General features: G+C 68.7%; 11 protein-coding genes. All 11 read left to right on the plus strand.

The window, feature by feature from the left end; all coding sequences use genetic code 11:
* Positions 1-272 precede the first annotated feature (272 nt).
* The 11 genes from EIZ44_RS43740 to sbnA all read left to right on the plus strand — a co-directional run bounded on the left by EIZ44_RS43740 (position 273) and on the right by sbnA (position 15,411).
* Positions 273-956: a FadR/GntR family transcriptional regulator gene (locus EIZ44_RS43740; RefSeq protein ID WP_134734537.1), complete on the plus strand. Its 684-nt coding sequence runs from the start codon at positions 273-275 to the stop codon at positions 954-956.
* Between the two features lie 59 nt (positions 957-1,015).
* Positions 1,016-2,176 (plus strand): CynX/NimT family MFS transporter, encoded by a 1,161-nt coding sequence (locus EIZ44_RS43745; RefSeq protein ID WP_240691569.1) that lies wholly within the window; start codon positions 1,016-1,018, stop codon positions 2,174-2,176.
* Positions 2,169-2,606, plus strand: coding sequence for a MarR family winged helix-turn-helix transcriptional regulator (locus EIZ44_RS43750; protein ID WP_043839816.1), 438 nt, complete (start codon positions 2,169-2,171; stop codon positions 2,604-2,606). The genes EIZ44_RS43745 and EIZ44_RS43750 overlap by 8 nt, the downstream gene beginning before the upstream one ends.
* A gap of 119 nt (positions 2,607-2,725) precedes the next feature.
* A complete protein-coding gene (locus EIZ44_RS43755) occupies positions 2,726-3,976 on the plus strand; it encodes a bifunctional 3,4-dihydroxy-2-butanone-4-phosphate synthase/GTP cyclohydrolase II (RefSeq protein ID WP_134734539.1) in 1,251 nt (416 codons plus the stop codon).
* 129 nt (positions 3,977-4,105) lie between these two features.
* Positions 4,106-4,489, plus strand: coding sequence for a histone-like nucleoid-structuring protein Lsr2 (locus EIZ44_RS43760; protein ID WP_043839812.1), 384 nt, complete (start codon positions 4,106-4,108; stop codon positions 4,487-4,489).
* Between the two features lie 1,111 nt (positions 4,490-5,600).
* A complete protein-coding gene (locus EIZ44_RS43770; RefSeq protein WP_134734541.1) occupies positions 5,601-6,188 on the plus strand; it encodes a nitroreductase family protein in 588 nt (195 codons plus the stop codon).
* 1,076 nt (positions 6,189-7,264) lie between these two features.
* Positions 7,265-9,766, plus strand: a complete 2,502-nt coding sequence (locus EIZ44_RS43775) for a Pls/PosA family non-ribosomal peptide synthetase (RefSeq protein ID WP_205673495.1) — start codon at positions 7,265-7,267, stop codon at positions 9,764-9,766.
* Positions 9,767-9,798: 32 nt separating this feature from the next.
* On the plus strand, positions 9,799-12,282 hold the full coding sequence (locus EIZ44_RS43780) for a non-ribosomal peptide synthetase (RefSeq protein WP_134734543.1): 2,484 nt from the start codon (positions 9,799-9,801) through the stop codon (positions 12,280-12,282).
* Between the two features lie 35 nt (positions 12,283-12,317).
* Positions 12,318-13,331 carry a TauD/TfdA family dioxygenase gene (locus EIZ44_RS43785; RefSeq protein ID WP_134734544.1) on the plus strand — a complete coding sequence of 338 codons (1,014 nt, stop codon included), beginning with the start codon at positions 12,318-12,320 and terminating at the stop codon, positions 13,329-13,331.
* Positions 13,328-14,395, plus strand: coding sequence for a 2,3-diaminopropionate biosynthesis protein SbnB (sbnB, locus tag EIZ44_RS43790; RefSeq protein ID WP_134734545.1), 1,068 nt, complete (start codon positions 13,328-13,330; stop codon positions 14,393-14,395). Before EIZ44_RS43785 ends, sbnB begins: the two co-directional genes overlap by 4 nt.
* A gap of 41 nt (positions 14,396-14,436) precedes the next feature.
* Entirely contained in the window at positions 14,437-15,411 is a 975-nt protein-coding gene (gene sbnA, locus EIZ44_RS43795; RefSeq protein ID WP_134667800.1) for a 2,3-diaminopropionate biosynthesis protein SbnA, read from the plus strand.
* Positions 15,412-15,470: the final 59 nt, after the last annotated feature.

A 15,470-nucleotide genomic window follows, 5' to 3' on the forward strand; every position in this document is an offset into this window, starting at 1 on the left:
CTTGAGCGAATCAGATTCCCTCAAGGAGCCCTTCACGGACCTCCCCACCGCGCGCCCGCCGCCGCAGGAAGGGTGGAACCCTCCGCGAGCGCGGTGCGCGGGGCTGCCCTGGTCGATGGGCGCGATACGGCCCGCGAGAACGTCCGCGAGGGGAACCCCCAGGGAATCAGAGTCAATGAGGGGTCCCCTCACTCACCTTGGGACCGCCGCGGATCAGAGCCGGCGATCCTGCTCACATTCAAATGTCTGACATTCGGTGTTAGGGTCACCTTATGAACGATCTTCGGGCACCCCATCGGGTCGCCAGTCTTGCCGCGCAGCTTGTGGACACCTTGCGGGAGCAGATCGCCTCCGGGGAATGGCCCGTCGGGATGCGGATTCCGGCGGAGAATGACCTGGTCAAGCAGCTTGGCGTCGGGCGGACGACGGTGCGGGAGGCGCTTGGCGCGCTGGTCCATCTCGGGCTGCTGGAGGCTCGGCGCGGCGACGGGACGTACGTCCGCGCGTCCAGTGAGATGCAGTCCGTCTTGATGCGGCGGGCCAGTTCCTCTCGGCGGGGCGACGTGCTGGAACTGCGGGCCGTGCTGGAGGAGTATGCCTCTGGGCTGGCTGCGGTGCGTCGCAGCGATGACGACCTCGTCGAGTTGCGGCATCTGCTCGAAGAGTCCGAGAAGCGAGACGATACCCGGACGGCTGCCGCGGCGGACGTTCGTTTTCACCAGGCCGTCGTGAACTCGGGCCGGAATTCCCTGCTTACCGAGGTGTACGACGTCCTCAGCGCGTCCGTTGTCGAGCAGATCGGCGACACCCTTTGGACTGACGAAACCGCCGACGAGCACGCTCGGTTGCACCGGCAGCTGATTGACGCGATCGCTGCGCAGGACGAGGTCGGGGCGCGTTACTGCGCGGCCGAGATCGTGAAGCTCACCGGGGCCGGGGCGGAGCGGGAGAAGTGACGGCCGAAGTTGAGGCGCCGTCGGTCGCGAAGAGAGCGGTCATCAAATCTGAGTGGTCCGTGGGGTTGTTGCTCGCGATCCTTCTCGTGGCCGCCAATCTGCGGGCGACGTTGACGGGCGTCGGCACGTTGCTGCCTGCTATCGAACACGACACGGGGCTGCCGGCATCGGCGGGCGGCGTGTTGAATACGTTGCCGTTGTTGATGTTCGCGGCGACTTCGCCGCTGGTCGGGCGCGTCTCGCATCGGATCGGGTCTACGCGGTTGCTCGTGCTTTCGCTGGCAGTGCTGGCGGCGGGCACAGTGGTTCGGTCGCTGCCGTCGGTTGCCTGTTTGTTCATCGGGACGGTGCTGCTGTCCGCGGCGATTGCGGTCGGGAATGTCTTGCTGCCGACGGTGATTCGCGCTCACGTGCCAGCCTCGCGAATCCATACCGTCAGCGCGCTTTACGTCACGGTCATGGGTGTGGTCGCGGCGGTGTCGTCCGGGATTTCCGTTCCGCTGGCGGGAGTTTTGCCGGGTGGCTGGCATTCCGCGCTGGGCTGGGGTGTGGTCGTCGCGTTGGCCGCGCTGGCGGGATGGCTGCCGAGGCTGCGCGGTTCGCGGCCGGATGCCGGGGCACGGACGGGCAGTTCGCACGCGCCGACGCCGTGGCGGTCTTGGCTCGCATGGCAGGTTTCCCTGTTCATGGGCCTGCAATCGCTCGCTTTCTACACCGCCGTCGCGTGGCTGCCCAGCATCCTCATCGGGCAGGGCATGAGCACCGCGGCGGCCGGCTGGATGCTGTTCTACTACCAGCTCGTCGCGCTCGCCACCGGCATGGTGCTGCCCCTGCTCACCCAGGGCCGGGCCGACCAGCGGTTTCCGGCGGCCGCCGCCTCGGCGGTCACTGCGGCTGGGTTCGCGATTCTTCTTCTGGCGCCCGGAATCGCGAGCGTCGGGTGCACGTTGCTCGGGCTGGGCAGCGGGGTCTGTCTCGTGCTGGCGCTCAGCTTCCAGAGCCAGCGCGCCACCGGTCCGAGCGAGACGACTGCGCTGGCTGGGATGGCACAGTCCATCGGCTACCTGGTCGCGGCGGCCGGGCCGCTGGTGCTCGGCATCCTCCACGACGCCACCGGAAGCTGGTCCGGCGCGCTCGTCGCGCTCACCGCGTTGAGTGTCGTGATGGTCTTCACCGGGTACGGAGCCGGGCGCGACCGGCACGTTCGCGCTGATGTCTGACCTCGACCTCGCCGACCAGGTGACGCGCCAGCTTCTCCTGCTGACGCGGCTGGTCAAGCGAGCGGAAGCAGCGCCGGACGAGCCGATGTGCTTGCCGCTGCTGGCCCTGCTCGCCGAGGACGGTCCGTTCCGAGCCGGGGAAATCGCCGCGGTGCTGGGCGTGAACCCTTCGACGGTCAGCCGCCAGGTCGCCGGGCTGGTGCGGTCCGGGCTGGTCGAACGCCGGGCCGATCCCGAGGACGGGCGGGCCAGCCCGCTGGTCGTCACCTCCGCGGGACGGCGGGTCCTCGACCTCGAACGACGACGACGGGCCGCGCAGGTCGGCGACGCTCTCGCCGCGTGGTCCCCGGAGGCCCGGGCGCGGTTCGCGGACCTGCTCGGATGTTTCGTCCGCGATCTCCGGCAGTCGGGCGTGCTCCCTGCCGAGTGAGCAGAACCCCTTCCGCTCGATGTTATTGACGGATAACCTTAAGACGTCGATAGTTCCAGTTCAGCTCGTTACGATGGTTATTACGCAGTAACTCAGGGCGAGATTCAGGGAGGTTCGCCATGCTGGATACCGCGGACAGCGTGCGCGCGGCTGTGTTCGCGCTCGAGGAAGGCCGGATGGTCGTGGTCGTCGACGATCACGACCGGGAGAACGAGGGCGACCTCGTGCTCGCGGCCGACAGCGTCACTGCCGAGCAGATGGCCTTCCTCGTCGCGCACACCACCGGAATCGTGTGCGCGCCGATGACCGGGGAACGCGCCGACGCGCTCGCGCTCCCGCCGATGGTGGCGGAGAACAGAGACGCGCACGGCACCGCGTTCACCGTCTCCGTGGATCACACGGACGCCGGGACCGGAGTGTCCGCGACGGCTCGTACGCTCACCTGCCGCGCGCTGGCCGATCCGGCCACGACGCCCGACAACCTTCGCCGTCCGGGCCACATCTTTCCTTTGCGGGCACGAGACGGCGGCGTGCTCGTCCGGGCCGGGCACACCGAAGCCGCCGTCGATCTGCTTCAGCTGGCTGGCCGGGCACCGGTCGGTGTCATCAGCGAACTGATCGGCCCGGACGGCGAAATGCTGCGCGACGAGGCCGTGCGGAAGTTCGCCGCGGAACACGATCTGCCGGTCGTCGCGATCGCCGATCTGATCCGGTATCGCCGCCGGACCGAGCGGCTCGTCGAACCGGTCGCGACTGCCGCGATGCCGACTGCCTTCGGCGATTTCCGCGCGGTCGCGTACCGGTCCGAAGTGGACGGAGCCGAGCACCTCGCCCTCGTCATGGGCGACGTCGCCGCGGCCGGCCACTCCGAGCGAGGCGTGCTGGTGCGGGTGCACAGCGAATGTCTGACCGGCGACATCCTGGGCTCGTTGCGCTGCGACTGCGGCACTCAGCTCGAACAAGCGATGCGCGCGGTGGCCGACGAGGGTTGCGGAGTGATCGTTTACCTGCGCGGCCACGAGGGGCGCGGGATCGGGCTGGCGCACAAGATCCAGGCGTACGCCCTGCAAGAATCGGGTCTCGACACGGTCGACGCCAATGTCGCGCAGGGTCTGCCCGTGGATTCCCGCTCCTATGATTCCGGGGCGCAGATCCTCGGCCATCTCGACGTGCGGAGAGTGCGATTGATCACCAACAACCCGGAGAAATACCGCGGACTCGGCGAATACGGGCTGCGGATCGTGGAGCAGGTCTCGCTGCGCGCGGTCGAAACTCCGCAGAACCTCCGCTACCTCCGCACGAAACGCGACCGGATGGGCCACCGCTTCGGCGCGTTGACCGATCCAGTGCCGGAGCAGAAAACTTCCTGACCCTTGTTCCCCGGCGGGCGGCCGGTTCTCCCCCGCGGCCGGCCGCGCATTGTCTCCGGCGACCAGCCACAGTGGACTCCTGTTATGGTCTGCGGTGACCACGTCCCGTTTCCAGGAGGAGCCGCCGCGATGGCACAGAAAGTCCTCGTCGAGATGATCGACGACCTCGACGGGTCCGAAGCCGGGCAGACCGTCCCCTTCGGACTCGACGGCGTCCAGTACGAAATCGACCTGTCCGACGAAAACGCCGCCGCCCTGCGCGACGAACTCTCGACGTTCATCGCCGCCGCCCGCCGCACCGGCGGCCGCAAGACGACCGTGCGCGCCACGGCCGCGCCGACCGCCGAGGAACGCGAACGCTCCAAGGCGATCCGCACGTGGGCGCTGGACAACAACTGGGCCATCGCCGAACGCGGCCGCATCCCGCGCGAGGTGATCGCCGCCTACGAGGAAAGCCAGAAGCCAGAGCCGAAACCCCGCAAGCGCACCGCGAAAAAGCGCGCCGGGAAATAAGGGCTCGGGCTCGGCGGGTTCCGGATTGATCATTTCGGGAAAGGCCGGACGAGGCGTTCGCTCCCCCGCCGGAGTTCCGGTGCCCGGAACCCAGTCCTCCGCGCACGAAGAAAACACGCGCCCGGCCGCAGGCTAATGCCTCCGGCCGGGCGGTGTTTTCCGGGCGGGAAAGAATGAGGGTTTTTCGGCTCCGGCGAGTTCAGGTTCCGGCGCCCGGCCGGTTCAGCGGCCGCGCACCAGATTCCGGCACCCGGCCAAGTCGGCGGTCGCGCGCCAGGTCCCCGCACCGGCCAGGTCGGCGGTCGTGCCCGGCTCACTGCCCAGATCAATGCGCGGGCCACGATTGAGTGGATGGTGGGCAGCGCGCGGACCTCGCTGAGCGGATGGCGCCTCGGCTGAGCGGATCGCGGGCAGCGCAGGCCGCGGCTGGGCGGATGGGGTAGCGCACAGGCCGCGGCTGCGCGGATGAGGTAGTGCGCAGGCCGCGGTCGAGTGGATGGCGGGTAGCTCCCCAATGTGGCATTGGGTGCGTCAGATGCACCCAATGTGGCGTTCGGTGCGTGGGATGCACCCAATGCCGCATTGGGGCGCATTGCTGGCGGCGGGACGTTTCGCGAACAGCACGGCCGACCCGCCCCGTCACCGGCAACGGATCCCGTCTCATCACCGGACCCCGCCCCATCACCGGACCCGTGCCATCTCTGGCCCCGTCCCATCACCTCACCGGCCCGCAGTGCCGGTAACGGCACCGCCCCCATCATCTGCCCGCGGTGCCGATAACGACACCGCGGGCCATCGCCACCGGCCTCGCCCCCATCACCTCACCAGTCCCGGGGCCCGTCACCTCACCGGCCCTAGACCCCGTCACCGTCACCGTCACCGGCACCGGCACCGGCAACGGCAACGGCAACGGTCGCAGCGCGGTCGAGGCTCCAAATCCACCACGCCGCGTTCGTCCGCACTCCGCAAAGCGGCCTTCTCGAACCGCCGTCGACGGGTGCCATCCTCGGCTCGCCTGACCGCCGCGTCCGGCTTCTCGCCTGCCGAGATCTCACCGTGAGCAGCGGAAGGCCGCTACAGTTGCCCGAAAACGTCGTTACAGGGGGCAACCATGGAGTTTCAGGAAGTAGTGCGGCGCAGGCGGATGGTGCGCAAGTTCACCGACGAGCCCGTGGCCGAGGAGAGCATCCGCCGGATCATGCGCAACGCGCTGCGCGGGCCGTCCGCCGGGTTTTCGCAGGGGCAGGCGTTTCTGGTGCTCCAGGGCGACGACGTGCGGCGGTTCGCCGACACCCTCGAGTCCTGGACGCTGGGCGACGACACCAAGGCCGCGCCCGTGATCGTGATCCCGTTCTCGGTGAAGGACGTCTACCTCGACCGCTACGCCCAGCCGGACAAGGGCTGGACCGACCGCAGCGAGGATCACTGGCCGGTGCCCTTCTGGTACATCGACACCGGCATGGCCGTCCTGCTGATCCTTCAGACAGTGGTCGACGAGGGGCTCGGCGCGGTGTATTTCGGCATCGGCGCCGAGGATTTCGGCAATCTGCGTGCCGAGTTCGGCATCCCCGACACCCACGAACCGATCGGCGCGATCGCCATCGGCCACGACGCTGACGCCAAGATCTCCGCGGGCGCCTCCCCGGCTACCCGCCGCCGGAAGCCGGAGACCGAGACTGTCCACTACGGACAATGGTGAGCCTTCTCGCCAGGGGAAGCCGGAGACTCTGAGCGTCCACTTTGGATGCCGCTGGACCGGGCTCGCGCCGCCGTCGAGAGGCAGGAACACCTCGACGGCGGCCAGCGGCGCCTGAGTTGATCTTTTCAGCACGGGGGAACAGATCCGCCCGCTGCGCAGAGAGCGCGGCTTGAGGCGGCCGCGGGTCTCCACCTGTCCGAGCAAGGGCACCGCCGCGTCGCCTGAATCTCAGGGCGGGCACACCCGGACAACACGAAAATGTTTCGGGAGCGCCGGAAAGCCGCGAGAAGCGACATAATTCCCGTCATCAGTCCGACGTTTCGCTTCACCTCGACCACTGGGCGCGAAAAGACCGCACCTGGCCGTTTTCATCCGGGAAAACCCCGGTGCGAGCTTCCGGCGGAACCGGCCGCCCTGAGGCGCGCCCGCGGAAAACCGCACCGGAGCAACATCGTTCCGACTGAACAGCGCAACCGCACCGGCCGTCTGCCGCACGGTTCACCTTGTTGGCATAAACCCGGGGCACAGAACGGCAATTCCCTCGAAAGTGCCACCAATCCCGCGAAGCAGCACTTGCATATTCCAGACCGACGCGGAATGTCACCGAATTCGAGGACCAAGGAACCTTGACGGCCGCCCGGCACGATCGCGGCGACCCGGGACACCGCCTCCGGACAGCGACTTCGCGCCACTCTTCGTGCCACGGATTTCACCCCAGCGGAGCAGTTCGGCGTGCGCCGACCGGGTAATCCGGGCCCCGGAAGAAGGGAAATCCTGGTAACATCGCCCGTGCGGAGGATCGGTTTGCGGTAAACGCACGACGACGATCAGACTTCACCGGAACCCTTCGCCGGATCGTCCCGGATCCGTCGACAGCTGCCACTGGCTGTTGAAAAACAAAGGGTATTCACGGCATAAGTCCTCTTTGCCAGATAAATGGCCGTTCGCGTGGTCTAGACCTCAATATCCAGCCGTGCCGTATTTGTCAGCCGCGACACGCATCGAACAGGTCACGAAATTGTCAACACCGACGTCCGTAGGTTACGTCGGCGTTACATCCACCGATCATTAGGAATATGGATCTCACCGAGTACCCGACCGCCCGCCCCGGTCCGGCACCCGACACCGAGGAAGCATTCGCCCAGGTGATGGCCGACGTCACCGGGCAGGAAAACGTGTCGGTCGACAGCAACTTCTTCGCCGATCTCGGGGCCAACTCGCTCGTGCTGGCACAGTTCTGCGCGCGAGTGCGCAAGCGTGCCGATCTTCCCGCGGTCTCCATCAAGGACATTTACCGGAACCCGACCATCGCCAGTCTCGTCTCCGCTTTGTCCGAAACGGAGGAGGTCCCCGCCGAGGCGCCGGCCCCGGCCCCCGCGGCGCCGGCGAAGCGGGCGAGCGGGCTCGAATACTTCGGCTGCGGAATCCTGCAGCTGGCGGTCTTCCTGGCGTATTCCTGGCTCGTCGCCCAGGTGCTCGGCGCGGGCGCCGACTGGATCGTGGCCGGGACCGGCCTGCTCGACGAGTACCTGCGCGCGGTCGGGTTCGGCGCGATGGTGCTGGCCGTTCTGTGCACCCTTCCGATCGCGCTCAAATGGATCCTCGTCGGCCGCTGGAAACCGAGGGAGATCCGCGTGTGGACCCTCGGCTACGTGCGGTTCTGGGTGGTCAAGACCCTCGTGCAGCGGAACCCGCTGGTCCCGCTGTTCGTCGGCTCCCCGCTCTATTCGCTGTACCTGCGCGCGCTCGGCGCGAAAATCGGCAGGGGCGTCACGATTTTCTCGCGATTCGTCCCGGTGTGCACCGATCTGCTCACCGTCGGGGAAGGCGCGGTGGTCTGCAAGGACACCTACTTCACCACCTACCGCGCGCAGAACGGGCTCATCCGGACCGGGCCGGTCACGATCGGCGCGCACGCGTACGTCGGCGAGATGGCCGTGCTCGACATCGAGACCAGGATCGGCGACAACGCCCAGCTCGGGCACGCCTCCTCGCTGCACGCCGGGCAGGCGGTTCCGGAAGGGCAGAGCTGGCACGGCGTCCCCGCCGTCCCCGCCGACGTGGTCTACCGACGCGTCGAACCGCGAGCCTGCGGCAGCGTCCGGCGGGCGTTCTTCGCCGTGCGCCAGACGCTGACCGCGGTCCTCCTCCTGGCTCCGCTGGTGCTCGGCCTGCTCAGCTTCCTGGTGAACACGCTGCCGAACCTCAGCCCGGCGATGGGCCTCGGCTCGGCCGTCATGGACTTCACCTCCCCGAAGTTCTACGGGAAAGCCCTCGTCGTCTCCTTCGTCCTGTACTTCGGCCTGCGGCTCACCGGGTTCCTCATCGTCACCCTGGTGCCGCGCCTGCTGAACCTGGCGCTCAAACCCGGCGAGGTCTACCCCCTCTACACGCTCCGCTACACCGCGCACCGCGCCATCCGCGTGCTCACGAACCTGCGGTTCTTCAAGACCCTGCTCGGCGACAGCTCGGCCATCGTGCACTTCCTGCGCGCGCTGGGCTGCCGGGTCTCCAAGAAAGAACAGACCGGGTCCAATTTCGGGCTCGAGGAGAAGTTCGAGAACCCGTACCTGTTCGAGGCCGGCGCGGGCACGATGGTCGCCGACGGGCTCTCGGTGGTCAACGCCGAGTACACCAGCACCTCCTTCCGCCTTTCACGGGTGCGCGTCGGGGCGCGGAACTTCCTCGGCAACCACGTCGTCTACCCCGCCGGCGCCAAAACCGGGGACAACTGCCTGCTCGCCACCAAGGTCCTGGTGCCGCTCGACGGCCCGGTGCGCGAGGGCGTCGGGCTGCTCGGCTCCCCCAGCTTCGAGATCCCGCGCTCGGTGGAGCGCGACAGCCAGTTCGACCACCCGAAGACCCCGGAGGAATTCCGGCGCAGGCTGGCCGCCAAGAACCGGCACAACGCCGGGGGCATGCTGCTGTACGCCTTGTCCCACTGGCTGTTCTTCTACGGGCTGCTGCTGATGACCTGGGCCACGGACGTCTACTACGACCGGATCGGCGCCCCGCTGTTCGCGCTCGACACGCTGGCCATCCTGGTGTACGGCACGGTTTTCTTCGTCGCCCTCGAACGGATCACCGTGCTGATCCGGCCGCTGCGCCCGCTGAGCTGCTCGATCTACGACCGGCGGTTCTGGCGGCAGGAACGGTTCTGGAAAGCCGCGGCGACGAACGCCCACCTGCGCGTGCTCGACGGGACCCCGTTCAAGGGCGTGCTGTGGCGGCTGCTCGGCATCAAGGTCGGCAAGCGGCTGTTCGACGACGGCGCGGGCATCATCGAGAAAACGCTGGTGCGCCTGGGAGACGACGTCACGCTGAACGTCGGCTCCGTCGTCCAGTGCCATTCGCAGGAGGACGGCGGTTTCAAGATGGACCGCATCTCCATCGGCAGCGGGTGCACGGTCGGCGTCGGCGCACTGGTGCATTACGGCGTGACGATGGGCGACGGGTCGACGCTCGCCCCCGATTCCTTCCTCATGAAGGGCACTGAGGTCCCGGATCGCGCGCACTGGGGCGGGAACCCCGCGCACGAGATCCGGGCGGACCGCCGTCAGCCGGCGGCGAGATCGTGACGGACCACCGACAATCACGGGAAGGACGACCCATGAGAACCGGACTGGGAGCGGTTCGCGAGCATTGGCGCGAAGTACTCACCGCCGGCGGCCGCACCGGCGTCCCGCGCTGGACGCTGGAGGCCGGCTCCGCGATCGGCGACCACGAAACGCCGGTCCCCCGGGGGCTCGCGGCCGCGCTGCGGCTGCTGGCCGAGCAGCTGCGGGTGCCGCTGAGCTCGGTGCTGCTCGCCGCGCACGCCAAGGTCCTCGCCGCGCTGTCGGGCGAGACCGAGGTGTGCACCGGCTACGTCGCCGAGCCGGGCGGGGCGCCGCTGCCCTGCCGGCTCAGCACCGGATCCGGCACCTGGCGCGAGCTGATCGAGCACACCGCGGGAATCGACGCGCAGACTTTCGCCTTCCGGGACTTCCCGGTCGACGAGCTGCGCGCCGAACTCGGCATCAGCGCGCCACCGTTCGAGACGGTCTTCGACCCGACCGGCACCGACGGCGACCTCGCCGGGGACACCGTGCTGCGGCTGGACGTTTCACCGGACCTGGAGATGCTGCGATTGTGTTTCCGCACCGAGGTGCTGGATTCCGAAGCCGCCGAACGCATCCTCGGCTACCACCTGAGCGCGCTCAACCAGATCCGCACCGACGTCAGCGCGTCGCACCGCGAAACGACCCTGCTGTCGGCCGCGGAGCTCAAATTGCAGCTGGAAGGGCTCGCCGGGCCGCACGTCGAGGTGCCGGACCTCCGTTGCCACGAACTGTTCCAGCGCAATGTCGCGCGGAATCCGGACGCGATCGCGGCGGTGCACGGCGACCGGAAGTGGACGTACCGGGAGCTCAACGGGCGCGCGAACCGCCTGGCACGGGCACTGATCGCGCGCGGGCTGCGCCGCGAAGGCGTCGTCGCGGTGGTGACCGAACGCAATCTGGACTGGATGGCCGCCGTGCTCGCCGTGTTCAAGGCGGGCGGCGTCTACCTGCCGATCGAGCCGCATTTCCCGACCGACCGCATCGCGACCACGCTGCGCAGGGCCGACTGCGAGCTGGTGCTGACCGAACCGGGCAGCACGACGACGCTCCGCAAGGCGGTCGAATCGCTGCCCGGCGTGCGCACCTTGTTCGTGGACGCCGCGTACGAGGAGAACCACTCCGAAGACGATCTCGGCGTCGCCGTCGAATCCGGCCAGCTCGCCTACATCTACTTCACCTCGGGCTCCACCGGCGAGCCGAAAGGCGCGATGTGCGAGCACGCCGGGATGGTCAACCACCTCTACGCCAAGATCAACGACCTCGGCATCACCGAAGATTCGGTGGTGGCGCAGGTCGCGCCGCAGTGCTTCGACATCTCGTTGTGGCAGCTGGTTTCCGCGCTGCTGGTCGGCGGGACCACGCTGCTGATCGAACAGGACGTCATCCTGGACGCCGACCGGTTCGTGGGCAAACTCGGCAGCGGCGGGGTTTCGGTGCTGCAGGTCGTGCCGTCCTACCTCGAGGTCGTGCTGTCCGCGGTGGACAAGAACCCGGTCGCGCTGCCGGACCTGCGCTGCGTGTCGGTGACCGGCGAGGCGCTCAAAACCGAGCTGGCGCAACGCTGGTTCGCCACGATGCCGGACGTCAAGCTGGTCAACGCCTACGGCCTCACCGAAACCTCGGACGACACCAACCACGAGGTGATGGACCGCGCGCCGACCCGGGAACGGGTGCCGCTCGGGCCGCCGGTGCAGAACGTGCGTGTGTACGTCGTCGACGAGCGGCTCGACCCGGTCCCGCTCGGCGCGCCCGGCGAAATCGTGTTCTCCGGGGTGTGCGTGGGCCGCGGCTACGTCAACGACCCGGAACGCACCGCGCGGGCGTTCACCGCCGACCCGCACCGCCCGGACGCCCGGCTCTACCGCAGCGGCGACCACGGCCGCTGGCTGCCCGAGGGCAAGCTGGAATTCCTCGGCAGGCGCGATGCGCAGGTCAAGATCCGCGGTTTCCGCATCGAGATCGGCGAAATCGAGAACACGCTGCTGCAGGTGCCCGGCGTGCGCGACGGCGCGGTGGTCGTAACCGACCGCGGCGGGCAGGGCAAGCGGCTGGTCGCGTTCTACTCCAGCCCGGACCAGCTCGACCACGAGCTGATGCGCGAGCACCTCGGCGCCGCGCTGCCGGAGTACATGCTGCCCGCAGCGTTCCACTGGCGCGAGCAGTTGCCGTTGACCGCCAACGGGAAGATCGACAAGAAGAACCTCGCCGCGCTGGCCGCCGAGCTCGACGTCGCGGACGAGGACCGCGACCAGCCGGTCACCGGGACCGAAGAGCGGCTCGCCGCGGCCTGGGCGGACGTGCTCGGCATCCGGGCGGGCCAGGTCGGCCGCCGGGACCACTTCTTCGACCGGGGCGGCACGTCGCTGTCCGCGGTGAAGCTGGCGATCGCGCTCGACCGCGCGGTCTCGATCAAGGACGTCGCCAAGCACCCCGTGCTCGCCGACCTGGCCGCGCTGATCGACAGCCGGTCCCCCGCTTCCGGAAACTCCTGACCCTCGCGAACCGCGGAAATCGAAAGGATTCCCCGATGTCGTTGTCCCAATTCCTGCCGAAGACGCCCCCGCCCGAGCCGGATTTCTCTCCCGGGCTGCCCGCGGTGCTGCGGGCCGAGGCGGGCGGCGACCCGGCCGACTGGGCGAGCACGCACCGGGAGACCGTGCGAAGACTCGTCGCCGAACACGGCGCGGTGCTCGTCCGCGGTCTCGGGCTGGCCGAACGGACCGCGGTCGCGGCCGTGTTCGGGCGGCTGACCGACCTGCTGACGACCGAGCGCGAGGCCTTCGCGCCGCGCACGGCCTATCCCGGCGGGGTGCACTCTTCGACCGAATGGCCGCCGAACCAGCCGATGTGCATGCACCACGAACTCAGCTACACCCTCGAATTCCCGGGACTGCTGCTGTTCGCCTGCGTCAGCCCGCCGTCGTCGGGCGGGGTCACCGGGGTCAGCGATTCCACCGCCGTGCTGGCCTCGCTGCCCGCCGACCTGCGCGCGCGGTTCGAACGCGACGGCTGGCTGCTCACCCGCAGTTTCAACGACGAGATCGGGGCGTCGGTCGCCGAGGCGTTCGGCACCGAGGACCGCTCCGCGATCGAGGAGTACTGCCGCGCCAACCGGATCGAGTTCGAGTGGCAGCCCGACGGCGGCCTGCGCACCCGGCAGCGCCGCGACGCGATCGTCGGGCATCCGGTCACCGGCAGGCCCTGCTGGTTCAACCAGATCGCCTTCCTCAACGAGTGGACGATGGCCCCCGAGGTGCACGAGTACCTGGTCGACATCTACGGGGCCGACGGCCTGCCGTTCAACACGCGCTTCGGCAACGGCGACCCGATCGGCGAGGACGTCGTGCAGCTGCTCAACGAGGTGTACGAGGAACACACCGTGCGCGAACCGTGGCAGGCAGGCGACCTGCTGCTGGTCGACAACGTCCGCGTCGCGCACAGCCGGGACGCCTACGAAGGCCCGCGCGAGGTGCTCGTCGGGCTGGCCGATCCGGTGCGGCTTTCCGATTGCTCGCTCGCGTCTGAGGGGAAAAATCAGTGACCACGCAATCTTTCACCGCCGGATCCGCTTCGGCGGACCCGGTCGCCGTGCCGCCGTTCGCGGTGATCTCCGGCGCCCAGGTCCAGCAGGCGCTGGCCGGGCGCGAACGCGAGGTCGTCGACCTCGTGGAGACCGCGTACCGGGTGCACGGCTCCGGCGATTCGGTCAACCCGCCCTCCTATTTCCTGCGCTTCCCCGACCGTCCGGCCGACCGGATCATCGCCCTGCCCGCCTCGCTCGGCGGGAAGACCAACGTCGCGGGCCTGAAGTGGATCTCCAGCTTCCCGGGCAACGTCGCCGCCGGGATCCCGCGGGCGTCGGCGGTGCTGATCCTGAACGACCTGGCGACCGGTTATCCGTTCGCCTGCCTGGAAAGCTCCATCATCAGCGCGACCAGGACCGCCGCGTCCGCCGCGCTCGCCGCCGACTGGCTCAGCCGGACCCGGCAGCGGCCCCGGCGCGTCGGATTCTTCGGCGTCGGCCTGATCGCCCGTTACATCCACACCTTCCTCGCCGGGACCGGCTGGGAATTCGACGAGATCAACGTGCACGACCTGCACCCGGACAGCGCCGCCGGGTTCCGCGGCTACCTGGAGCAGTCCGGCTTCACCGGCGAGATCAGCGTCCACGAGACCGCCGAAGGCCTGATCCGCGACAGCGAGCTGGTGGTCTTCGCGACCATCGCCGGCGAACCGCACGTGCACGACCCGTCGTGGTTCTCGCACAATCCGCTGGTCTTGCACGTGTCCCTGCGCGACCTGGCCCCGGAAGTCCTGCTGGCGTCGGCGAACCTCGTCGACGACGTCGACCACTGCCTCAAAGCCAACACGTCGCCGCATCTGGTGGAGCAGCGCACCGGCAGCCGGGACTTCCTGCTCGGCACCCTCGACGACGTGCTCTCGGGCCGGGTCAGCCCGCCCGCCGACCGGCCGCTGATCTTCTCCCCGTTCGGGCTCGGCGTCCTCGACCTCGCGGTCGGGGCCTTCGTCCACGAGAGAGTGTCCGACGCCGGCGGACTGCACGTCATCGAGGACTTTTTCCACGAACTGCGCCGGTACGGCTGAGCGCCGTCCGCCACTGAGCTGTGCCTGAAGGGGAGAAAACTGTGCGTGTCATCACCGTTCCCGAAGCTTTCAACGAGGAGGCGCTGTACGTCGACCTCCGCTGGAGTTTCGGCTACTCGCTCTACCTCAAATGCGAGGGGTTCAACTTCGCCGGTTCCATCAAGCTGAAGGCCGCGACCGAAATGGTCGACGCGGCCGAACGCGACGGCCTGCTGCGGCCGGGCTCGATCATCGTCGAATCGTCGTCGGGCAACCTCGGCGTCGCGCTGAGCATGATCGCGGCCAGCCGGGGGTACAAGTTCCTGTGCGTCACCGATTCCCGCTGCAACCTGGCGACGCGCCGCGCGATCGAGGCGCTCGGCAACGAGGTGCACATCATCACCGAACCTGATCCGGAAAGCGGTTTCCTCGGGGCGCGCATCGGCCACGTGCGGATGCTGTGCGCCTCCGACGAGCGCTATGTGTGGCTCAACCAGTACACCAATCCGGACAACTGGGGAGCGCATTTCCACCGCACCGGGCCGGAAATCGCCGCCGCGTTCCCGAATCTCGACGTGCTGTTCGTCGGCGCGGGCACCACGGGCACCCTCATGGGCTGCGCGCGGTTCTTCCGGCAATGGCACCGGCCGGTGCGGATCGTCGCGATCGACAGCGTCGGCTCGGTGACCTTCGGCGGCCCGGCGGGCAGGCGGATGCTGCCCGGGCTGGGCACCAGCGTGCGCCCGGCGATCCTCGACGAGTCCTATGTGGACGACGTGGTGCTGGTCGAGGAGCCGGATTCGGTGCGGGCGTGCCACCGGCTGGCGCGCAACGGATTCCTGTTCGGCGGCTCGACCGGGACGGTGGTCAGCGGCGCCACCAGCTGGCTGTCGGAACACGACGCGCACCACCTGACCGCGGTGGCCGTCGCCCCCGACCTCGGCGAGCGCTACCTCGACACGATCTACCAGACCAACTGGCTGCAGGGCATCTACGGAGAGGACGTGCTTTCGCCGCGGCCCCGGCAGTCCGTCTGAGCCGCGCGGGAGTGTTGCCCGTGAAGGACTCCTTGAGGGAATCTGACCTGGATCCACCG

It is taken from the genome of Amycolatopsis nivea, from assembly GCF_004522235.1.
In the GTDB taxonomy this organism is placed as follows: Bacteria; Actinomycetota; Actinomycetes; order Mycobacteriales; family Pseudonocardiaceae; genus Amycolatopsis; species Amycolatopsis nivea.